Below are 22,635 nucleotides of genomic sequence, written 5' to 3' on the forward strand. Positions count from 1 at the left end.
CGCAGCGGTATTTTTAAGCTTCTTCAGTCAATTTTTCTACTGTTTCAACAGGCACATCGCGTTTAAGAATCAAGGCAAGTCCCGCTGCGACAATCGTGCCAATGACGACGCCAAGAACATAGCCTAGCGGATTTTGAACCGCTCCAGGAATCGGCAGGATAAAGATCCCGCCATGAACTACGGTCGTTCCAGTATTGAAATAGGCGATGACCGCACCGGCGACAGCCGAACCAATCGCACAGGCTGGAATCACTCGTTTCGGATCACGAATGGCAAAAGGAATTACTCCCTCACTAATCAACGACAAACCTAAAATCCACGCTGCTTTTCCTGCTTCCTGTTCCTCTTGGGTGAATTTTTTCTTTTGGATCGTTGAGGCTAAAGCCATCCCTAGCGGCGGAATCATACCGCCTACAATTACCGCTGCCATCACGACCTGCGGCACACCAGGATTTGCGACTACTGCAGCAACGCCAAAGAAGTACGCCACTCGTAAAATCGGACCGGCTAAGTCGACTGCCATCATGGCTCCTAAAATCGCACAAAGCAAAATCAAATTTCCGCCTTGCATACTTTCCAAGATACTCGTCAATGAATTCATAATAAAGGCTACCGGAATTCCAATCACATAATAACTGACGAGTCCCACCACCGCGGTACTGATCACCGGTAATAACAAGATATTATAGACAGTTTCTAGTGATTTCGGAATCGCGACCTTCTCCATGTATTTCACAAGATAGCCGGCAAAGAAGCCGCCGATCACTGCGCCTAAGAAGGTCGAGCCGTTAACAGAAGCGATACTTCCGCCAACCATTCCAGCAAGCAAAGCATTGCTGCCGCCGACTGATTGGGCGATGAAGCCACCAACAATTAGAAACATCAACCCCATCGCATGTTTGTTCCCGATTTGATAGATGACTTGCCCAAACGTTCCTAATCCTTCCTCAGGATAAGACATGGCACCCGCACCTGAAACGGCAAAACCCAGCGCCATCAAAATCCCACCAGCGACAACAAAAGGAATCATTTTGTTCAGTCCATCTAATAAGTGATCAAAAAACGATTGCTTTTCTTCCATTTTTTTACCCCCGTTTGTTTAAAATCATTGCTTCAATTACATGTCTCACACCATCTTCATCATTTGAAGGAAAAACCACACCGATTTCCTCCTTCAGCTGTTGATTACCATTAGCTAATACAGCGCCAACTCCCACATAGTTCAACATTTCACGATCGTTATTACTATCTCCTATGGCTACCATTTTCTCAGGCGGGATGTTTAACAACCGACTTAATTTTTCTAACGCGATCCGCTTATCCATCCCCGCCAGAACTACCTCGTGATAGTTTGGCAGACTATTGACGAACGTTAATTGCGGAATAGTCGCGATTTTCTTTGCTAATCTTGCTTCTTTTTCAGTATCCTTTTCAATCACCAAAAATTTGTAGCTCCGTAATGACTTCAGCCTTTCACGATCTGCTTGCTGGATCTGCGTCCCGAACATCGCTAAATAGTGCTTAGACATCCCCGCATCCTCCAGTCGTGAAAAAGAGTATTCTGTGCAGAAAACGCCCTGATCAGTGTATAGCTGATACACGTATTCCTCACCGAGATAATCAATGATGTCTGCAGCAAAATTAGATGACATTGGTTGATCGTAGAGAACTTCCTGCGTCCGTAAATCCGTGATTTTAGCACCATTCATCTCAATCAAATAATCTTCGACACCAGCCAGCTCAATCGCAAATTGCGCTTCTGAAACTATGCGACCAGTCGCGATTGCTGTTTTCACCCCTAACGCCTTTGCTTGACGGATCGCTTGAATGGTCGCGTCAGAAATTTCTTCCGAACTATCCAACAGCGTTCCATCCAAATCCATCACCAAAAATTGACTCTTATTTTTCATAGGTCTCTTTGAAGGCTTCGACAATCGCGATACTGCTGGAGCTGCCAATCCGTTCGGCACCGGCTTCGATCAAGGCTAAGCATTGTTCTAAGGTTTTGATTCCGCCAGAAGCTTTGACCTTCACTTTGTCACCGACTACTGATTTCATTAATTTGACGTCCTCCAGCAAAGCACCGCCAGTCCCAAAGCCAGTCGAAGTCTTGATAAAATCAGGTAGAACCTCTAATGCGATCTCCGCTAATTTTTTGATTTCGTCCTTTGTTAGATAGCAATTTTCAAAAATGACCTTCGATAAAATATCATTTTTGCGGCAAATCGCCACGATCGTTTCCATTTCTTCTTTGATATAATCGAAGTTTCCTTCTTTGACTTTGCCAACATTCACGACATAGTCGATCTCGTCCGCACCTTCTTTAATGGCTTGCTCTGTTTCATACGCCTTCACCGCAATCGTTGTTTGTCCCAACGGGAACGAGATCGCCGCCCCGACATGAACCGGGCTGTCTTTCAAAATTTCCTTACAAGTTGCTACTGGAAAAGAATTGATGGCGACCATTTTAAAGCCATAATCATCCGCCTCTTTACAAAGCTTCGCAAAATCCACTTCCGTGGCAAACGCTTTCAAATTCGTATGATCAAAATACAACGCTAACTCTTGAGATGTCTTAACCATTTTTATCTTCACTCTCCTGTTTTAATTATCTATTTAGTCAATATACAACCAACTGCTTGTTTCCAGCCGTCATATAATTTTTCTCGCGTTTCTTCGGTCATTTGCGGGGTAAATTCCGCGTCTAATTCAAAGGTATCCAATAATTCTTCTTTGTTTTTCCAAAAGCCCACAGCTAGACCTGCTAGGAAAGCCGCACCACGAGCGGTCGTCTCTACAACTTTTGGACGCATTACGGGAATATCTAATAGGTCTGCTTGGAATTGCATCACGAAATTATTTTTGCACGCGCCGCCATCGACCTTCAACGCCACATTCTTAATTCCTGAATCACTTTCCATACAATTCACGACATCTTTGATTTGATAAGCCATGGATTCTAACGTTGCGCGAATGATGTGGTTACGATTCACTCCACGCGTCAAACCGATGATGGCTCCCCGAGCATTTTGATCCCAATAGGGCGCAGATAAACCCGTAAAGGCTGGAACAAAATAGGCGCCATGGGTATCAGGTACTTTTCCCGCTAAATATTCCGTATCGCAGGAATCATAAACGAGATGCATTTCATCCCGCAGCCACTGAACAGAAGCGCCAACGACATACAATAAGCCTTCTAAGGCATACTCGACTTTGCCGTCTAGCCCCCAAGCAATCGTCGTTAATAAACCATTTTTTGATTTGATACTTTTCTCGCCAGTATTCATGATCAATGAACCGCCTGTACCATACGTTGCTTTCACCATCCCTGCATCGAAACAAGCTTGGCCGAATAAGGCACCCTGTTGATCCCCGACAGAAGCCGCAATTTTGATCTCAGCTCCATTGAAAATATTTTTCCCTGTCACGCCATAGACACTGCTGGATGGCATCGCCTGCGGGAGGATTTGTTTTGGTACCTTGATGATCTCAAGCAAATGATCATCCCACTGAATATCTTTGATGTTGAACAATTGCGTCCTAGAAGCATTAGAATAATCAATGACATGCACTGCGCCTTCACTTAAATTCCAAATCAGCCAAGAATCGATCGTTCCACAAAGCAATTCGCCGTTTTCGGCACGTTCGCGGGCACCCTCGACATTATCCAAAATCCATGCGATCTTCGTACCAGAAAAATACGCATCAATAATCAATCCTGTATTTTCTTTAATATACTCCTCATGCCCCTGCGCTTTCAGCTCTTCGCAAATATCTGCCGTCCGACGATCCTGCCAGACAAGCGCGTTCATAATCGGCTTGCCCGTCATTTTATCCCAGACTACACAGGTTTCGCGTTGATTCGTGATTCCGATGCCTTCGATCTGCTCAGGCACAATATTCGCTTGATTTAATGCTCGTAACGCGGTGCCATATTGCGCATTCCAAATTTCCTGCGGATCATGCTCCACCCAGCCTGGCTGCGGATAAATTTGCGAAAATTCCTGATAAGCCGAAGAAATTTCTTTCCCCGTCTTATCAAAAATGATTGTCCGACAGCCTGTCGTTCCTGCATCAAACGCCATCATATATTTTTGCATCCTTCGTTTCCCTCCTATTAATTCCTATTCACCTAATGATTATCAGTACAGCTTGCATTCACTAATTAGACTTCCATCCCATAGCGGTGCGCTTTATGTGTTGGATAGAATGAAATTGATGGAACAGTCACATCTGGGGTACGCGTTGCGACATATAGCGCAATCTCAGAAACATTTTCAACATCAATACAGCTTGCGTGGATGCCTTCTTTTAATTCTTTTTCATCCAACCAGCCATCCGTATAAGCTTCCAGATCGCCATCATAGATTCCAGAATCAATAACTTCGGTCATTGGTGTCTTCACGTGCGAAGGATTCAATACCGTCACGCCGATATTTTTGCCCACACCTTCTAATAAAATATTCTTACTCAAGCCCATCATACCATGCTTTGAAGCGCGGTAAGGACTATGTCCTGGACAAGAGGCCATCCGAGCTGAGGAAGAACCGATATTCATGATGCGGCCGCCAGATTCTTGTTTTTCCATATAACGGAACGCTTCTCGGCAGCAGAGGAATACGCCGGTCATGTTAGGCCCAATGGTTTTATTCCACTCTTCCATGGTTACTTCTGAAATCGGCGGTGCCAATGAATCACGGCCGGCACTATTCACGACTAGGTCAATACTGCCCCATTTGTCATACGCCTGTTTGAAGAAATCAATTACGGCTTGTTCATCTACCACATCTGCCACAACGGGGAGGGTTTCACTTCCCATTACCTCCACCTCTTTTGCAACGGTGGCTAAACGCTCAGCATCAATATCTACCAATAAACATCTGCAACCGTTCTCAGAAAACTTTTTAGCAATCGCTTCGCCAATTCCTGAAGCTCCGCCAGTGATTACTGCAACCTTGCCATCTAAGACCTTATTCATGTAAATCGCTCCTTAAAATTTAATTTTCTTAACTTGACTACATAATAGAATAAAATTTTATTCTAGTCAACGGAATTTGCAAAGAATTTTTTTCAATAACAAAATGACCCACTATAAAACCACACCAGCTTTTTCAATAGACATTGCTAAATCAAGTCTTATCCCTCCCCAAAGAAATTTTTCACAACTCATGATATAATTGAATAAAATTTTATTTTAGGAGGCCTTTCTTTGAAACAGAGTGTTTTAAGTCTATTGATTGCCCGACAGCCTACATTTAATCCTGCGCTGCAACGCGTGTGTACTTATATCATCGAGAATCCTGAAATTGCCAAAACAATTACTACGAAAAAGCTGGCTCAAGAATGTGATGTCGCTGAGTCTTCGATCACCCGATTTGTCCAAGAAATCGGTTTTGAAAAATTCAGCCAATTTAAAATCAGTCTAGCTGAAGAGCTGTCCCAACAAAATCATTCGGATGATTCTAGTAATGAAGTTTTATATGATGACATCTCGCGCGAGGACTCCACCGAGATGACGATAAAAAAAGTGATCTATCAAAACATTCAACGGATTAAAGAGCTAGAAAGCCTGATCCAAATCAGCCAAATCGAAGAAGCTGTCGCAATGATTAAAAAAGCCAAGACGCTGAATTTCGTTTGTACAGGTGCTTCGAATGTTGCGGCTAATGAAGCAACCCTGCGTTTTTCACGTGCTGGGAAAAAGTGTGTGCTTTGGAATGACACAAGTATGCAGACCATCTCAGCAGCGACCGCGACTGAAGATGATCTGTTCATCGGCATCAGTGATTCCGGTAAGACTGCGAGTGTGGTGGATTGCTTAAAAGTAGCCAAGAAAAAAAAGGCGGCTACTCTAGCGATTACTTCTAGTAGTAAGTCCCCCATTCATACGATTGCTGATTTAACACTGTTAACACCGATGCATGCTCCATCGACCCGTAGTTGGGAATCAACAACTTCGAAAACCTCGCAAATTTTACTGATCGATATTCTGTATGTTTGTTATGGGTTGGACAATTTTGATTCAACGATTCACTCATTGGAAGAAACCCACGAGGCATTGAAGTCGACACGGCGTTAAAAAATCAAGCCCAGCCTTAACGTATTATTTTAATCTGCTTTACTAAAAGAAAGCCGAATGCCCTTTTTACTTTCCTTGATGAAAGTAAAAAGGCGTTCGGCTTTTATCTATTATAGAACGAAATTCTTTTGGCTTTTCCGTTTGACAAAATTAAATTCCGGGTTTATATTAGGTCTATAGAATAAAATTTTATTTTAGGAGGAATTAAAATGAAAGCAAGTTTCTTTTATGGCCCACAGGATATTCACGTGGAAGAAGTAGAGAAACCCGTTATTAATGAAAATGAATTATTGGTCAAGGTGCATGTGGGTTCGATCTGCGGTACTGATTTACGGATTTTCAAATTTGGACATTTTAAAATTGATCAAAAACGGGTTTTAGGTCATGAGTTGGCTGGCGAAGTGGTAGAAGTTGGCGCAAACGTGAAGGACTTTGCATTAGGCGACCGGATCTCTGTTGCGCCAAATGTTGGCTGTGGGCATTGTCGGATGTGTAAGAAAGGCTACAATCAACTCTGTTCTGAATATGAAGCTTTCGGAATCAGCTATGATGGCGGCTTTCAAGAATACATGAAGGTGCCGCAAGCAGCACTTGAACGTGGCAATGTTTTTAAGGTTCCAGAAAATCTTTCTTATGTAGAAGCAGCTTTAGTCGAACCCTTCTCTTGTACCTATAATTCCTACAAGGCTCTGAATACAAAACCCGGCGATACCGTTGTGATCATCGGTGCGGGTCCAATCGGCGCCTGTCACGTGTTAATCAATAAATTAGCCGGTGCGACAAAGATCATCGTGGCCGATGTTGCCGCTTCTCGACTGACAGAAATGAAAAAAATCGGTGCAGATGTCACCGTATTATCTTCAGAAGAAGACTTGAATGCTCGTGTCATGGAAGAAACTAACGGGGCTGGCGCGGATGTGGTCATTACTGCTTGCTCTGTCCCTGCTGTTCAACAACAAGCATTAGAAATCGCAGCTGTTCATGGTCGGGTGAATTTCTTCGGCGGTATGCCAAAGGGCAAGGAATTGGTTACTTTGAATACTAATTTGCTTCATTATAAGGAATTACTCGTACTAGGAACAACCGGTTCTTCGATCGAAAATTATCAAGAATCATTAGATATCGTGGCTTCAAAAAAGGTGGATCTGCTGCAGTTGGCTACTCACTCCTTCTCATTGGAACAAATCAATGACGCATTTGCTTTCGCTCAGTCTGGTGAAGGCATGAAGACGTATTTGACGATAGCAGGTGAGTAAGATGAAGATGCAAGCAGCAATCCTTTACCAACCTGGAGACCTTCGAGTAGAATCAGTAGATTTTGACGACCAAATTAATCAAGGGGAAGCGATCATTAAAATCAGCCATACGGGAATCTGTGGTTCTGACTTGGATCGTATTTTGAAAACCGGCACCTATTCGTTTCCCACGATCCCTGGTCATGAATTTTCGGGAACGATCGAAAAAATCAGTGAACATGAAGCTTTCTCTGTCGGTAATCCTGTCGTCGTTGCTCCGATGCAGCCATGTTTTTCTTGCGAGAATTGCCAACAAGGCAATTATGGTCAATGTACCGGATATAAATTCATGGGCTCGCGAAATGATGGCGCGTTCGCTCAATACTTAAAAGTCCCGCTAAAAAATGTCATTCCCTTTCCTAAACATGTTCCTTTGAAATATGGCGCGTTGATCGAACCTGCCGCAGTCACTCTGCATGGCCTGAATCGGATCAAGATCACAGCCGGCGATACGGTTGCTGTATTAGGCTGCGGAACGATTGGACTCTTCGCCATTCGCTTAGCAAAATTACTTGGCGCAACACGCATCATCGCTGTGGATCTAGCACAGGAAAAACTGGAAACCGCCAAGAAATTGGGTGCCACCATCTTGATTAACAGTGCCGAAGTCAATGCGACAGAAAAAATCAACGAATTAACCGGCGGCGTCCAAATTGCCATCGAAACTGCCGGTGTTCCTTTTACGCAAGTACAAACAGCAGAAATCACTCGCAATCACGGAAAAATTCTCCTTTTGGGTACAGCTCACAAAGATGTGACCTTCCCAGCCGCGACCTTTGAACGCATCATTCGCGGCGAGATTACGATGACGGGGTCATGGAATTCTTACTCCGCGCCGTTTCCCGGGCAGGAGTGGCAAACGATTATTGATTTCATTGGCAATGGGTCACTAGATATGAACGCGTTCATTACCCATACGATTACACTGGATGAATTGCCAAAAACGATTCAGCAAATGGCGGATCGGGAATTCTCCTTTAATAAAGTATTAGTAGACTTAAATCTATAAAAAACTACGAATGATCGTGTATCCTGATCATTCGTAGTTTTTGTTAATTCTTGACGATCCCTAAATCAATCATTGATTGTGCGGTTGCAAGAATCGCTTCACGAACCGGACGTGGCCTTTTGATTGCTCGTTTCTGCATAATCACCAGTTACTGGCTACGCTCCAATATTCAACGTTAGAGACAGTAAAAAAAAGCAAGCGAATTAATTCGCTTGCTGGTTGCTTCGTATTTTCGCTCGGCGATAAAACACCAAGCACAAAAGACTAAAGAACAGCGTTAACACTCCTGAGATCAAAAACCACTTGGCAATTCCGATTTTTTCAGAAACGGGACCTGCCAGCAGCAATCCGATCGGCATGGCGCCTGACATCACGCTGCCAAAGAGCGAAAAGACACGGCCCAATTTTTCCGCTGGTACGGTTTCTTGTAAGTAGGCAGTAAATGGAATATTGTATAAATTCCCTACACCACCCATCAAAATACAGAAAAAGACAAACATCCAGTAGCCGTTTTGATTCGCTGGCGTTAGCCCGCTGCCGATAAACGTGATTGCTAAACCGACACAGGACAGCTGCGCAGCGAGTAATTTTTCCCGCCACTCCTTTTTCATGCCAATCAAGAAAGCACTGATCATCATTCCAACGGCATAGGAAAACTCCACGACACTGGCAAACCAAGCAGATAATTCAAAATGAACATTCGTCATTAACGGAAATAACGTGCCCAATGGCAGGTAAAAGACCATAATAAAAAATGAAAAGATCATTACCACCAGCATTGGCGGGTCATCTTTGAACACCTTAAGACCCGCTTTTAATTCTGCCAGATAATGCTGGATACGCTCTTCGCTGCGAGGAACATTCGGTATTTCTACAATCCACAAAGTTAGACAAGCGGCCAACGCACCAAGCAAATCCGTCAATAAAATCAACCATAGCGGCATGATTGCAAACATCGCTGCTCCAATTACAGGACCAAGCATAAAAGCCCCTGACTGTAAAAATTGATTCCAGCTATTGGCTTTCACCAATTCTTCTTCTGGTACTAGTAACGGTACAATCGCTTGAATTGAAGGGGTATGAAATACATTCGCTAATGCCCGTAAAAATAGTGCCGCGATCACAACCAGATATCCAGGATTTCCCCATAGAAACCATAAAGATAAAATCAGGGCTACCAATCCCATAAATAAATCGGCGACAATCACCACGTATTTTCGCTTCAGCCGATCCAACCAGACACCAACAAATGGTCCTAGGAATAGTTGCGGCAGATAGGCAGATAAACCGGCTAATGACAGCATAATAGCCGATTTTGATTCATCGGTCAGCCACCAGATCAAGGCAAACTGAACGGCGGAACTTCCAATCAAAGAGACTGTCTGTCCAGATAAAATCGTTAAATATTTTTTTCTCCACTGTTGTTTTTCCATCATTGCTCCTTTGTTTGTCGTTTGAACAAACAAGAAGTTCGTCAAACGTTAGTTATTTGGCGAAGCGGTCGATTTTCAAACGCATTGAAGCACACATAAGATTTCCTCCTTTTTCTCTCTTACTTCATTAAACCTAATTCAACTTTCCACGTCAACAGACGTTCAACAGAATGATTGAGTTGTTCTTCACTGTACTCCCCTTTTTTGATCGCATCAATGATGTAAGGAATCTGTGTGTGATAGCTTGAGGATAAAATTAGATCATTTCCGGCTTGTAAGGCCTGCAATCCAGCTTCTTCCTGAGAAGTGAAGTCAGCCAGACCAGCCATGTCCATATCATCTGTCATGATCACACCCGTGAAGCCTAATTCATTACGAATCAAATCATGCACTGGTTTTGAGATAGAAGCGGGTCGTTCACCATCAATCGCTGGAACAATGTTATGAGAAACCATGATACTGTCGACACCCGCTTTGATCCCTGCTTCAAACGGCAGGAAATCATTTTTTCGTAAATCCTCCAGCGAACGATTATCCGTCACGATTTCTACGTGGGAATCGCGATTATTCCCATAACCAGGAAAATGCTTAATCGTTGAACCGAGCTTTTGCTTTTTCATTTCCTCAACACTTAATTTAACATAGTGACTCGTTCCAGCTGCATCCATTCCAATCGTTCGATCATAGATGAAAGATTGTGGATCGGTTGAGACATCGGCATCAGGAAACATTCCTAATTGAATGCCTAATTCACTAAAGACGTGTGCTTTACGATCGATGTCTTGCTTAATCCCATCCCAGCCATTTTTTTGATACAGTTCCTGAGGACTTTCAAAGGCCGGCGACACAATTTGATTTCTGCTCAACCGACTTACTAGACCACCTTCTTCATCGGACCCAATAAACATCGGTGTTTTGCTGGCTTCTTGGTAGCTCGTAATCTCCTGCTTCACGTCTGCCTGCCCCTTGCCTTCCATGTCACGATCAAAAAGCAGGTAGCCGCCCAAATGATAGTTTTTGATATCTGCCAGCTGATTTTGTTCTGGGACACGGGCTAGAAATAATTGTCCAACCTTTTCTTCCAAAGTCATTTCATTCATACGTTTATCGACCTTTTCCTCCACGGTTAATTCCTTTTTTTTAGTTGCAGAAGTTTGCTCTGTTTGTTTGACGGATTCACTTGCTTTGGTTGAATCACTGTTTACTGAAGAGTTCTTATTCGAATTTCCACAAGCAGCCAAAATAAAAACGGCTGAAAAAATCAGCAAACTTAATATAATACTTTTTTTCACGTGTTTACGCTCCTAATACAAAATAAATTCTTACTAAGCGAGGGTGATGGATTGAATAGATGCCAATCATTTCTGCTTCCTCTTGGTTTAAAGAAAATCAGCGATGAAACGGACATTCTATTAAATAGTACGGTATATTCTAGCATAGCTTAGAAAAATAAAGCATTATTTCGAATTCAAGCATAAAAAAATACTGAGAAAAGAACAAATTTCCTTTCTCAGCAATTATTTACTTATTTTGGAAAGCAATCCCTTTACGAATACGATAGCCTTTCCCCCAAATGGTTTGAATAACTTCCTGATCCACTTCCATTATTTCTAGCTTTAGCTTGATATTCTTCACTAAAGAAGATAGCTGTGCTAGACGCGACTGGGAAACATTTCCCCACAAACTTTTACATAGGTCATCACGAGAAACAATCTCGCCTGGTTGACTCCGTAATTTTTCTAACAGCTGCAGTTCCAATGAAGACAGATTAATCAGCATCATTGCTGAAAAATCAGAATCTGGTTCATCAGCATCGAGACATTTTTCAACCGCCACAGGTTCGAATGGCTTATTTTGATATTGTGTAGCGACTTCAGCTAATTGCTCTCGCAACGACTCTACCGAATCACTATTTTGGACGGCCCCTCTCAACCCTTGCGCTTCTAATAATGTCTGTTCTTTTTCACTAAGCGGATGATCCACTTCTCGCAAGATATTTTGACCGTGCTCTTTCAATTTTGGCAACATCAAATCCATTTCATAACTTGAAACCGTCTCACCAATAATAATAATTGGAAAATGATTGACTAAGTCTGAAACCCGCCCATTCATTTGAATCTCATTGAGAATACTGGTGGAACAAAATACTTCATAATTTAAATGCTGCAATTTATTCGTTAGCATTTCTTCTGCTAATACATTCTTTGTTAAAACTAAAATTCGAACCATTCATATGCCCTCTTTTTCTACACATAATACTTATGAATAGAATATAACTTAAATTTAAGGAAATAAAAGGTCTTTTTTTAGATGATACTAAATAAAATATTGAACATTCTAAACTTTTCCTACTTTTTAAAATTTAAATAAAGAAAAACCGTGATTTATTATCACGGTTAAGCTGTTAACTTATTTAATTCTTTTATATGTCTAATAGCTTTCTCAAAAATTGGTAGATTAAATTGCTTGTACAATGCTCCAGCAACAAAATAGGCAATATTGAAATCTACTAAGCTATGAATCAGTCCACCGACGCCCATTAGGATAAAGACTGTATAGAGATAGCCTTGTGAGTAAAACGTATCTGGCATATTTCCCATAAAATAAAACGCTGAGACAACGATCATTTCGGCGGCAGCATGAATAATGCCAATGACTAGGTTAAAGACTTGAAAGCGACCGTTTGCCAATGTGAATTTGCCATTTTTCAAAACAAGCTCCGGATGTTTTTGAAGATAATTTGCTCCAATCACCGCAAAAATTAAATGCGAAAAAGCCCGTAAAGCAATGATCGGTGTTGTTGAAATAAAGAAGCCCAGGGTTGTTCCCAAAACAACAGCAATTGCTACTAATGGAGAAAAGAACATGGCGATAAACACAGGCACGTGACTTGCCAACGTGAACGATGCTGGCCCAATCACAATTTTAGGCATTACCATTGGGATCAGAATACCTAATCCGATCAACAATGCCGAGATCGTTAAATTTCTTACAGAATGAGTTTTCATTTTATCCTCCTCGATATGTCAAGACACTTAATTCGCTCCTAAGTTTAGTTCAAAAGCCGCAAAGTGTCAAGACAGTTCGCTTGAGAATTTTTTGAAAAATTTCATTATTGTTTTACCAATGCTAACTGTTCATCTCGTTCTTGTGTGGTCATTTGATGTTTTTTTACATAGCGATTATTCGGATGCTTCGCACAAGCAATGGAGCAAGCACCTAAATACTTTTCTTCATTTTCTTCGGAAACTAATATCTGACGATTGCATTCTGGATTGCTGCAATTGATATAGCGTTCGCAGGGGGTGCCATCAAACCATTCTTTGCCGATCACTTGTTTGTCAACTTGATTGATTTCCACACTGATTCGTTCATCAAAGACATACATTTTCCCGTCCCATAATTCGCCTCGAGTGGCTTCGTCTTTACCATAAGCGGCAATGCCACCATGGAGCTGCGCCACATCTTCGAAGCCTTCACGCAATAGCCAGCCAGAAAATTTTTCGCAGCGAATTCCACCAGTACAATATGTAACGATTTTCTTATCCATAAATTGTTCCTTATTCTCGCGAATCCACGCTGGGAGCTCGCGGAAATTATGAATTTCTGGACGAATCGCCCCACGGAAATGACCTAAATCATACTCATAATCATTGCGGGCATCAATAACCACCGTGTCTTCGTCTAACAACGCTTGACGAAACGCCTGGGGTTCCAAATAATCCCCCGTCAATTGTCGAGGATCTACGTCTTCCTCCAAATGCAATGCCACTAATTCTGTTCGCGGGCGGACAAATAATTTTTTAAACGCATGCTCTTCACTTTCATCCATCTTGAAATAAGTATCTTTAAAACGTTCATCTGCCAACATGACTTCCATGTAACGATCCGTGGCCTCTTTTGTTCCTGACAGTGTACCGTTGATTCCTTCTGGTGCGACTAAAATCCGTCCCTTGATACCTAAATCACGACAAAAGGCCAAGTGCTCGCTGGCAAAGGCTTCTGGGTCTTCAATTTTTGTGTAGTTATAGTAAAGCAATACGCGATAATCCATGATCATTCCTCCAGTTTCGTTATCCTTTATTACTATAGGAGATGGAAATCGTTTTTTCGAACTTGATGCTTGTGATTTTTTTACTATAGTCATGTTTTTTTGATTAAGAATAGACAAAAAGTACTAGTATTCGACCCAATAATGGGTTTCAAATACTAGTACTTCTACTTCAAGTATTTATTTGCTAATCCTTGCCACTAATTAAACAATTCAGAGATTTATTGTATTCGGAGACGACAGTTTGGGCAATCTCTTGATTAATCTTGCCATCTTTTTCCAACTCGTTCATCAAGAGGATAATCGTGTCACTTTCTTTTCGCTCGCTAATTCGAACTTTTTGAATCAATTTATCGATCTTTTTTCGAATTGTCGGGTAGCTTATCTTATAAATACTTGCTAACTCTTTAATAGAACCTGAAGTAAGAACAAAATTTTTAACAAAATCCAATTCTTCTTCGTTAAAATCCAAAATCCATTGCGGGGTTTTCCCCATGAAAAATCCTCCCTTGATCTACTTACTCCTCTTTTTTTATCCTTTATAACAAGCTTACACATTTTTTACTAATTAATCGGCTTTATGTCTGTTATACCTTTTATAACTGATTAACAGAACCACAAGCAAAATAGCACATCCGATAGACAGAAGACTTGTTCGAACCTCACTACCTGTTCTCGGCAAAAGACCAGCTTTATCACTACTACCTGCACTATTAGAAGGATTATTGGAGAACGTGTTACTTGAGCCCTTGCTATTCGGCAATAGCGGATCGTTTTCTTTCACTAATTCAATCACTTTTGATTCATTTTCAACAACTTCAAAAGTTACTGGTTTTTCGTCAATTTTATAGCCTTGTGGGGCTTTTGTTTCTATGAATTGATACGTTCCAGGTTCCAGCTCATCCAAGTAAATCAAGCCATTCTCATCTGTGGTGAGATTCTCATGAATGATTTTCTTCGAATCCGTTTGTAATTTGAACTCTGCATTAGCTAAAGCTTTTTGGTTAGAACTATCCGCCTTCTTAAGGAAAATTCCTTGCGTTTGCTTTTTATTTTCCTTAACTAATTCTTTTTTAGCAGTGTCTTCTTTTGTGATTACAAATGGAATTGGGGTTTTATCAATCACATACCCCGATGGCGCTTTTGTTTCAACTACTTGGTAGTTACCTGCCTTAAGATTAGAGATCGTCACTTCACCTTTATTATTGGTAACGATTTTCTCAAACCCTTTGATTACTTCACCCGCTTCATTTTGTAATTCGAATTCGGCACCAGCAAGTGTCTCTCCCGTTTTATTATCGATTTTCTTCAAGGTTACTTCCCCATTGTCAGGTTCGTTATACCTATTCTCAAATGTAACAGGCTCCGGATACGATACCACGGCTTCCAATTTTCCAGCTTTGTCTGCCACTACAACTACCGCTTTGTATTCTGATTTGTCGTAGCTGATCGTGCTGTTACTTCCTGCTTTTTCACGAATCGTGTATTCGTAAGTACCTGCTTTGTCATACGCAATTGCGTCAAAATAGATGTTGCCTGTTACATCATTGCTCTTCGTATCCAGTACTTTTCCTTGATCATCCAATAACTCAAACTCGAACTCGCCGGCTTGAAGATCACGACCGGTTAGACTCTTCGTTGCTTCTAGAACGGCACTTCCAGCAGCTGGCGTATACGTGTTTGCGAAGTTTACTGTACCAGAATAGACTACTGTGGCCTCTAGTTTCCCACCAATATCTTTTACCGTTACTGTCGCTTGGTACTCTGTTTTGTCGTAACCAATGGTAGAATCGTTGCCTACTTTTTCACGAATCGTATATTCGTAAGTGCCTTCTTTGGCGTAATCAATTGCTTTAAAGTAGATGTTGCCTGTTGCGTCATTGCTCTTCGTATCTACTACCTTGCCTTGATCATCTAATAGTTCAAATTCGAACTCACCAGCTTGCAAATCACGACCGGTTAAACTCTTCGTTGCTTCTAGAACGGCACTTCCAGCAGCTGGGGTATACGTGTTTGCGAAGTTCACTGTACCTGAATAAGCAACTGTTGCTTCTAGTTTTCCGTTGTTGTCTTTTACGGTCACTGTTGCCGTATAGTTGACTTTATCGTAACTGATCGTGCTGTTACTTCCTGCTTTTTCACGAATCGTGTATTCGTAAGTCCCTACTTTGGCGTAGGAAATTGCATCAAAGTAGATGTTGCCTGTTGCGTCATTGCTCTTTGTATCCAGCACTTTGCCTTGATCGTCAACCAACTCAAATTCAAATTCGCCGGCTTGCAAATCACGACCGGTTAACGTCTTCGTTGCTTCTAGAACTGCACTACCTGCAGCTGGGGTATACGTGTTTGCGAAGTTTACTGTACCTGAATAGGAAACTGTCGCTTCTAGTTTCCCACCAATATCTTTTACCGTTATTGTCGCTTTGTACTCTGTTTTGTCGTAACCAATGGTAGTATCGTTGCCTGCTTTTTCGCGAATTGTATATTCGTAAGTGCCTTCTTTGGCGTAATCAATTGCTTTAAAGTAGATATTGCCGGATGTATCATTGCTCTTCGTATCCAGCACTTTGCCTTTATCATCCAACAACTCAAATTCGAATTCACCAGCTTGCAAATCACGTCCGGTTAACGTCTTCGTTGCTTCCAAAACCGCACTACCCGCAGCTGGGGTATACGTGTTTGCGAAGTTCACTGTACCTGAATAGACAACCGTCGCTTCTAGTTTTCCGTTATTGTCTTTTACGGTTACTGTCGCTTTGTACTCTGTTTTGTCATAACCGATAGTACTGTCATTTCCTGCTTTTTCGCGAATTGTGTACTCGTATGTGCCTTCTTTGGCGTAATCAATTGCTTTAAAGTAGATATTGCCGGATGCATCATTGCTCTTCGTATCTACTATCTTGCCTTGATCGTCTAGCAGTTCAAATTCAAACTCACCCGCTTGGAGATCACGACCGGTTAGAGTCTTCGTTGCTTCCAACACTGCACTTCCCGCAGCTGGGGTATACGTATTTGCGAAGTTTACTGTACCTGAATAGACTACTGTGGCCTCTAGTTTCCCACCAATATCTTTTACGGTCACTGTCGCTTTGTACTCTGTTTTGTCGTAACCAATGGTAGTATCGTTGCCTGCTTTTTCACGAATTGTATATTCGTAAGTGCCTTCTTTGGTGTAATCAATTGCTTTAAAGTAGATGTTGCCTGTTGCGTCATTGCTCTTTGTATCCAGCACTTTGCCTTGATCGTCAACCAACTCAAATTCAAACTCACCAGCTTGGAGATCACGACCGGTTAACGTCTTTGTTGCTTCTAGAACGGCACTGCCCGCAGCTGGGGTATACGTATTTGCGAAGTTTACTGTACCTGAATAGACTACTGTGGCCTCTAGTTTCCCACCAATATCTTTTACGGTCACTGTCGCTTTGTACTCTGTTTTGTCGTAACCAATGGTAGTATCGTTGCCTGCTTTTTCACGAATTGTATATTCGTAAGTGCCTTCTTTGGCGTAATCAATTGCTTTAAAGTAGATATTGCCGGATGCGTCATTGCTCTTCGTATCCATTACTTTGCCTTTATCATCCAACAACTCAAATTCGAATTCACCAGCTTGTAAATCACGACCGGTTAACGTCTTCGTTGCTTCCAACACTGCACTACCCGCAGCTGGCCTATACGTATTTGCGAAGTTCACTGTGCCTGAATAGACTACTGTAGCCTCTAGTTTCCCGCCAATATCTTTTACCGTTACTGTCGCTTGGTACTCTGTTTTGTCGTAACCGATAGTACTGTTACTTCCCGCTTTTTCACGAATTACATATTCGTAAGTGCCTTCTTTATCGTAATCAATTGCTTTAAAGTAGATATTGCCGGATGCGTCATTGCTCTTCGTATCTACTACCTTGCCTTTATCATCCAGTAACTCAAATTCGAACTCGCCGGCTTGCAAGTCACGACCGGTTAACGTCTTCGTTGCTTCCAACACTGCACTTCCAGCAGCTGGGGTATACGTGTTTGCGAAGTTCACTGTGCCTGAATAGACAACCGTCGCTTCTAGTTTCCCACCAATATCTTTTACCGTTACTGTCGCTTTGTACTCTGTTTTGTCGTAACCGATAGTACTGTCATTTCCCGCTTTTTCACGAATTACATATTCGTAAGTGCCTTCTTTGGCGTAATCAATTGCTTTAAAGTAGATTTTGCCGGATGCATCATTGCTCTTCGTATCTACTACTTTGCCTTGATCATCCAATAACTCAAACTCGAACTCGTTGGCTTGTAAATCACGACCAGTTAGGGTTTTCGTTGCTTCTAGAACGGCACTTCCAGCAGCTGGGGTATACGTATTTGCGAAGTTCACTGTGCCTGAATAGGAAACTGTGGCTTCTAGCTTTCCATTCGTATTTTTAACGGTTACAGTTGCCGTATACTCAGTTTTATCATAGGTAATCGTACTTTCATTACCTGCTTTTTCACGGATCTTATAAGTATAAGTTCCTTCCTTATCGAAAATTCTCTCATCAAAAATTACTTTCCCTGATGCATCATTACTCTTTGTATCTAGTACTTTTCCTTGGTCATCTAGCAGTTCAAATTCAAATTCGCCAGCTTGTAAATCACGTCCGGTTAACGTCTTCGTTGCTTCCAAATGCTGCTTGACACTCATCTTTTTATTGAGAATCGTAAATTGAAATCCTGCTTTATCTGTAGCTTTTATTTCAAAAACACCATCAGTGGTCAAACCTGTTTGATTTTCAATGATCATTTTTGGATTATAATTTTCCAATCCTGAAATCTCTTTGATCTTATACTTTCCAATCGCCAGGTTCTCAAATTTCACTTTTCCTTGAGCATCTGTTGTTAATTGAGTAACCTCTGCACCTTCAACATCTCCGTCATATTTTACAACTGAAAAAACAATCCCAGACAAATTGTCTTTCGTCTCTTGATCTTTCTTAATGACTTCGACAGTTCCTTTAGGAATCGTCCCTGTACCACCGCCAGTTATATCTTGAAAATGAACATTCGTTGCTTCAGCGTCAATATTACGGTCGCCATCGAAATCAATGCTAGCCTTATTATCAAAAGTTGCTTGACCTAAATGATCATCGTCAACTTTGGTGACAATATTCACTAAGAATCCTACAATCCCCGTATCTTGACTCGCATCAAATAATTTTTCCAATGCTTTTAACGTATTCTCTTTATTCGCTGATGGTAATGTTGTGTTAGAATCATAGGCATTGCTTATTTTTTGAATAGCATCCGCCTTAGATTGACTTAAACTCAAACTATTACTTTTATCGCCTGCTTTTGTGACAGGGAAAGTTCCCATGTTCATAATGACTTTTTGTTTTCCAGAACTTTCTGTAAAGACCGTAAACGTTCCTGCTGGACAGGTTTTGATGAAATCATAACTTTCTTGATAGGTACTCTTTGATGGAACTTGGGTTGTTTTTACAGTCAGAGAATCAATTTGACGGGTGTACAATTTAGATGGGTCAGAAGCGTCTGCCATTAAAACAGGAATTTGAATACTTAATGACGTAAACTCTAAGCCTTCCGCGAGTTCATCCACCATCACCGCATTTTCATAACGATTTTGTAAAGCGTCACCTTTATACGCCCGCATCAAGTCCGTATAATTTGTTACGATTCTCCAACTCAATGCATTCTCATTTTGTCTTTGCGTTCCTTCTTTACTGAGATCTTGATAATTTCCAGGACCCACTTCATTTAAGACAGGATCGCCAATTTCAAAATTCGGCAAGGTAATGGAACCAATATCAACTTTCTCTTGTTCACTTTTCGTTTCATTTAGAGAACCTTGAAAAGTAAAATGACCATCTTTAACAGAAGAAATATTATTTTGTGCGATAGTATCGTTGAACTCTACTCGAATTTTCGAATGATCCCCGACCGTTATCAATTGATAGGTACCAATGTTATAGCTTTTCCCATCCGCAACGATTGTCAATGTCATTTTAGAGGTTGGTGCAAATTTGAAAATAGATGGTAAATCGATTTCTGCATAATCGCCATTAGCAATCGATAAAGAGTTTAAGATTTCCCAATCAATTTTTAATCGAATGAAATCTCCAACCTTTGTTTTGTCGCCAGGTTGAATTTCTACCCATCCGCCTGGTGCAGTACTTGAAGCCTTCTCAAGCTTTAAGCCGGTAACATCGAAATTATTGACTAAAGCCCTTGTTGTTTTCTTCGTTTCTTTTGTCTTCTCTTGCGTCACTTCAACATTGGTCGTTTCTTCCGTTTCAGAACGATCAATTTCGTAATACAACGTTGGTGAAATATGTTCCTCAAATTGAATGACTTCTTCTTCAGCTTCTGAGTGTTTTGTTTTTGCCGCAAGTTCTAAATCGCCTTCATAAAACTTCATTGTTTCAGACTCAGGCATTTTGTCCTCTTCTTGCGAAGCATAATTCTTAGTGAACGTAAGTCGCAAGTGATTTTCTTCAACCTGATAACTTCCTTGACCCGCTTCTAAGTCACCCGTTGCATTTAAAAAAGTAAGATTCTCTGGTAATTGATAGGATACTATTGTTCCATCCTCAATCGCGCCTTCTTCACTCTGTTCCCAATGAATCCTTACCAACATATCTGTATCAGCAGCTAGTCGATTTTCCTGAGAAATCTCAAGCCCTTCTTTAGTTAGCAACGTTGCTTCACTTATCTTTATTCCAACCGTGTTCGTTGTTTCTGCGAACACCTGCATCGGCAACATATTTAGAAACATTCCTATTAATACAAAAATTGTATTAAACTTACTGACCACTTGCTTTTTCATTTATTTAACCCCCTTAACAAAATGAGTACCAAAAAGAATTGAGCCGCTCATTCTGGAAAGGTATAGCGGCAATACTAAGGAATCCTCCCCTTCTGGTAAATAGATTTCTTCTTCCAAAGTCATTATTTTGTCCTCGATATTCTTAAATTTTTTTCTGATCTCTTTTTCACTGTGATTCGAAATTACTAAAGTATTGTCGGTAGATTCGGAACTAAAATATTGAACCGTTCTATCTGAATAAGTTTGTTCTGCAAACCACTCATAACTGTCTACCCAAAAAGTACTCGTTGGAAAAAATAGAATTGTTGGGAAAACCAAATATTTCCACTTTCTTTTATTCATGACCTTCTCCTCTAACCTTTATCAAGAGTGTCCCTAGTTCACCCCAATCATCGGGGGTAGGAGGGCGCTTCCAAATGATCTGTTCGCAAGATAGCCCTTCTATTGCAAAATCAGAAAGATAGATTTGCGTTTTAGAGCTCAATTTTTCCTCATATACGATATGCATACTTCGCAAAGTCAGTAGCATCGAACGAATGTACTCGTTGTAGCTAGTACCATGTGAAAAATCAATATAAACAAAAATCGGTTCTTCTAGTTTTTCAATTGGAATGTTCGTAATCAAAAAAAAGAGGTAGTCATAATACAACTTGTTCTTTTCCCGAGAATCCACAAAAAGTTTATTGTCTAAACGGTCAATAAACGTTCCTACTAAATTTTCAAATTTAGGATTGATTTCTTGAAAATATTTAAGCTGGATCTTTGAGACAAAAGTCGTTTCTCTAAAGTGGTAGGTCAGCCATTTTCGGTTAATCATAAGTAGTCCATCGACAATCGCTTCTGAATTTTCCAATTTTAAATAGTCAAAACCAAAGTCATGCAGTAATTTCTGCAAAAAAAGTTGTGTATGAGTTTTAGCAGACTGATCGACTTCTTTTAATAAGAACTCATCCATAAATTGATGACTAATATCTTCCAAACTCAAAAATAAAAAGAAGTAAGAAACTTCTTTATCACAAAACCGTTTATCGATCGAAAAGTGAGTTTGAATCATCCTAACCAGATACTCTTTAAAAGAATTATTTTTAACTTTCACATACTCCTCACTAACCGTATGCCCCTGCATCAATCTAGTTAACCAAATAGCAATAAAAAAATTTAACTTGTGTTCCTTCGTTTTTGATAGCGCAATATCATGGTAGCTAACTAAATAATGGATAATGTTTGAAGCTAATTCTTTACAGTGTTCTGGGAACGGATTACTTATTCCATTGAAAACATCATAATAAAAACCAAAAAGAAAGCTTCTTAGATGAAATTCGGTCCCAATAACCTGATTTTTCGATAGGTTGAATCCTTCTTCTCTTAATAAGTGTTTAAGATACTTTTGGTACTTGTATGCTAGTGAGCGACTAATGTGTAACTCTTCAAGCTGTGTTTCCACACCTACTTCTTGTGTAATAAAGTTATGAATTATCAAATAGTATGGACTTCTTTCTAAGAAATGAAGTTGAATTTTCTTAAGCACTAAATTGGTTACACCAGTCAAATTCACTTCTCCAGTCGGTTCTACTACGATAGAAGCGTCAGGCTCTATTTGTTTCATTTCGATTTGTAACATTTGAATGTGTTTTTCTACTTTATACTTTGAAATTTCTAGCAAATCACATAGTTGATCAATTGAACAATATGTTGACTTTTTTATCTCAAGCATTTGTAAAATATAGAGCTGATATCTTTCTTCTTCCATAAGTAAATCGCTTGTTATCATAACTCTCCTTTCTTTTTTAGATGAAACAACTTTATATTTTTATTTACTTGATTATTAAAATTATCTCATCCACTTCCTCTAAATAAAATAAGTGCTAGTCTCCATTTTTTCCAAATAATTAAAAAAACGAAGACAAAATTAATCAACCGAATTCTATTATATCAAAATGATAACCATATTTTAATATTTTTATTA

17 protein-coding genes are annotated in these 22,635 nt (G+C 40.5%); 3 read left to right on the forward strand and 14 right to left on the reverse strand.

Annotated features, from left to right (window positions below):
- Window positions 1-13: 13 nt before the first annotated feature.
- The 5 genes from IGI44_RS13575 to IGI44_RS13595 form a co-directional block, all read right to left on the reverse strand.
- On the reverse strand, window positions 14-1,081 hold the full coding sequence (locus IGI44_RS13575; RefSeq protein WP_438788266.1) for a PTS fructose transporter subunit IIC: 1,068 nt from the start codon (window positions 1,079-1,081) through the stop codon (window positions 14-16).
- Window positions 1,082-1,085: 4 nt separating this feature from the next.
- Window positions 1,086-1,910, reverse strand: coding sequence for a Cof-type HAD-IIB family hydrolase (locus tag IGI44_RS13580; protein ID WP_438788268.1), 825 nt, complete (start codon window positions 1,908-1,910; stop codon window positions 1,086-1,088).
- Window positions 1,900-2,583: a deoxyribose-phosphate aldolase gene (deoC, locus tag IGI44_RS13585; RefSeq protein WP_438788269.1), complete on the reverse strand. Its 684-nt coding sequence runs from the start codon at window positions 2,581-2,583 to the stop codon at window positions 1,900-1,902. Before deoC ends, IGI44_RS13580 begins: the two co-directional genes overlap by 11 nt.
- 29 nt (window positions 2,584-2,612) lie before the next feature.
- Complete coding sequence (glpK, locus tag IGI44_RS13590; protein WP_438788271.1) at window positions 2,613-4,100, reverse strand: glycerol kinase GlpK; 1,488 nt, start codon at window positions 4,098-4,100, stop codon at window positions 2,613-2,615.
- Between the two features lie 65 nt (window positions 4,101-4,165).
- Window positions 4,166-4,978, reverse strand: coding sequence for an SDR family oxidoreductase (locus IGI44_RS13595; RefSeq protein ID WP_438788272.1), 813 nt, complete (start codon window positions 4,976-4,978; stop codon window positions 4,166-4,168).
- Window positions 4,979-5,209: 231 nt separating this feature from the next.
- Here IGI44_RS13595 and IGI44_RS13600 point away from each other — a divergent pair, with 231 nt between their 5' ends.
- From IGI44_RS13600 to IGI44_RS13610, 3 genes are all read left to right on the forward strand, one after another.
- Window positions 5,210-6,079 carry a MurR/RpiR family transcriptional regulator gene (locus tag IGI44_RS13600; protein WP_438788273.1) on the forward strand — a complete coding sequence of 290 codons (870 nt, stop codon included), beginning with the start codon at window positions 5,210-5,212 and terminating at the stop codon, window positions 6,077-6,079.
- 209 nt (window positions 6,080-6,288) lie between these two features.
- A complete protein-coding gene (locus IGI44_RS13605) occupies window positions 6,289-7,335 on the forward strand; it encodes a zinc-dependent dehydrogenase (protein ID WP_438788274.1) in 1,047 nt (348 codons plus the stop codon).
- Between the two features lies 1 nt (window position 7,336).
- On the forward strand, window positions 7,337-8,383 hold the full coding sequence (locus IGI44_RS13610) for a galactitol-1-phosphate 5-dehydrogenase (RefSeq protein WP_438788275.1): 1,047 nt from the start codon (window positions 7,337-7,339) through the stop codon (window positions 8,381-8,383).
- Window positions 8,384-8,586: 203 nt separating this feature from the next.
- On the opposite strand, the gene IGI44_RS13615 is transcribed toward IGI44_RS13610, so the two are convergent.
- The 9 genes from IGI44_RS13615 to IGI44_RS13655 all read right to left on the reverse strand — a co-directional run bounded on the left by IGI44_RS13615 (window position 8,587) and on the right by IGI44_RS13655 (window position 22,419).
- The gene (locus IGI44_RS13615; protein ID WP_438788276.1) at window positions 8,587-9,819 is read right to left on the reverse strand and encodes an MFS transporter; all 1,233 of its coding nucleotides are present in this window, start codon (window positions 9,817-9,819) and stop codon (window positions 8,587-8,589) included.
- Between the two features lie 116 nt (window positions 9,820-9,935).
- Entirely contained in the window at window positions 9,936-11,108 is a 1,173-nt protein-coding gene (locus IGI44_RS13620; protein ID WP_438788277.1) for a glycoside hydrolase family 3 N-terminal domain-containing protein, read from the reverse strand.
- Window positions 11,109-11,337: 229 nt separating this feature from the next.
- Entirely contained in the window at window positions 11,338-12,045 is a 708-nt protein-coding gene (locus IGI44_RS13625; RefSeq protein ID WP_438788279.1) for a winged helix-turn-helix domain-containing protein, read from the reverse strand.
- Window positions 12,046-12,212: 167 nt separating this feature from the next.
- Window positions 12,213-12,824 carry a hypothetical protein gene (locus tag IGI44_RS13630; protein ID WP_438788280.1) on the reverse strand — a complete coding sequence of 204 codons (612 nt, stop codon included), beginning with the start codon at window positions 12,822-12,824 and terminating at the stop codon, window positions 12,213-12,215.
- 104 nt (window positions 12,825-12,928) lie between these two features.
- Window positions 12,929-13,870, reverse strand: a complete 942-nt coding sequence (gene trhO, locus IGI44_RS13635) for an oxygen-dependent tRNA uridine(34) hydroxylase TrhO (RefSeq protein ID WP_438788281.1) — start codon at window positions 13,868-13,870, stop codon at window positions 12,929-12,931.
- 184 nt (window positions 13,871-14,054) lie between these two features.
- Window positions 14,055-14,363, reverse strand: a complete 309-nt coding sequence (locus tag IGI44_RS13640; RefSeq protein WP_438788282.1) for a DUF2089 family protein — start codon at window positions 14,361-14,363, stop codon at window positions 14,055-14,057.
- 72 nt (window positions 14,364-14,435) lie between these two features.
- The gene (locus tag IGI44_RS13645) at window positions 14,436-20,669 is read right to left on the reverse strand and encodes a Spy0128 family protein (protein WP_438788283.1); all 6,234 of its coding nucleotides are present in this window, start codon (window positions 20,667-20,669) and stop codon (window positions 14,436-14,438) included.
- Entirely contained in the window at window positions 20,670-21,011 is a 342-nt protein-coding gene (locus tag IGI44_RS13650) for a hypothetical protein (protein ID WP_438788284.1), read from the reverse strand.
- Window positions 21,004-22,419, reverse strand: coding sequence for a helix-turn-helix domain-containing protein (locus IGI44_RS13655; protein ID WP_438788285.1), 1,416 nt, complete (start codon window positions 22,417-22,419; stop codon window positions 21,004-21,006). Before IGI44_RS13655 ends, IGI44_RS13650 begins: the two co-directional genes overlap by 8 nt.
- Window positions 22,420-22,635: the final 216 nt, after the last annotated feature.

It is taken from the genome of Enterococcus sp. DIV0756 (assembly GCF_051710745.1).
In the GTDB taxonomy this organism is placed as follows: Bacteria; Bacillota; Bacilli; order Lactobacillales; family Enterococcaceae; genus Enterococcus_A.

Excerpts from the sequence above, each read along its gene's own strand:
- glpK (WP_438788271.1), bottom strand. The coding sequence starts at position 4,100 with ATGCAAAAATATATGATGGCGTTTGATGCAGGAACGACAGGCTGTCGG.
- IGI44_RS13640 (WP_438788282.1), bottom strand. The coding sequence starts at position 14,363 with ATGGGGAAAACCCCGCAATGGATTTTGGATTTTAACGAAGAAGAATTG.
- trhO (WP_438788281.1), bottom strand. The coding sequence starts at position 13,870 with ATGGATTATCGCGTATTGCTTTACTATAACTACACAAAAATTGAAGAC.
- IGI44_RS13610 (WP_438788275.1), top strand. The coding sequence starts at position 7,337 with ATGAAGATGCAAGCAGCAATCCTTTACCAACCTGGAGACCTTCGAGTA.
- IGI44_RS13655 (WP_438788285.1), bottom strand. The coding sequence starts at position 22,419 with ATGGAAGAAGAAAGATATCAGCTCTATATTTTACAAATGCTTGAGATA.
- IGI44_RS13625 (WP_438788279.1), bottom strand. The coding sequence starts at position 12,045 with ATGGTTCGAATTTTAGTTTTAACAAAGAATGTATTAGCAGAAGAAATG.
- IGI44_RS13595 (WP_438788272.1), bottom strand. The coding sequence starts at position 4,978 with ATGAATAAGGTCTTAGATGGCAAGGTTGCAGTAATCACTGGCGGAGCT.
- IGI44_RS13645 (WP_438788283.1), bottom strand. The coding sequence starts at position 20,669 with ATGAAAAAGCAAGTGGTCAGTAAGTTTAATACAATTTTTGTATTAATA.
- IGI44_RS13605 (WP_438788274.1), top strand. The coding sequence starts at position 6,289 with ATGAAAGCAAGTTTCTTTTATGGCCCACAGGATATTCACGTGGAAGAA.
- deoC (WP_438788269.1), bottom strand. The coding sequence starts at position 2,583 with ATGGTTAAGACATCTCAAGAGTTAGCGTTGTATTTTGATCATACGAAT.
- IGI44_RS13615 (WP_438788276.1), bottom strand. The coding sequence starts at position 9,819 with ATGATGGAAAAACAACAGTGGAGAAAAAAATATTTAACGATTTTATCT.
- IGI44_RS13575 (WP_438788266.1), bottom strand. The coding sequence starts at position 1,081 with ATGGAAGAAAAGCAATCGTTTTTTGATCACTTATTAGATGGACTGAAC.
- IGI44_RS13580 (WP_438788268.1), bottom strand. The coding sequence starts at position 1,910 with ATGAAAAATAAGAGTCAATTTTTGGTGATGGATTTGGATGGAACGCTG.
- IGI44_RS13650 (WP_438788284.1), bottom strand. The coding sequence starts at position 21,011 with ATGAATAAAAGAAAGTGGAAATATTTGGTTTTCCCAACAATTCTATTT.
- IGI44_RS13630 (WP_438788280.1), bottom strand. The coding sequence starts at position 12,824 with ATGAAAACTCATTCTGTAAGAAATTTAACGATCTCGGCATTGTTGATC.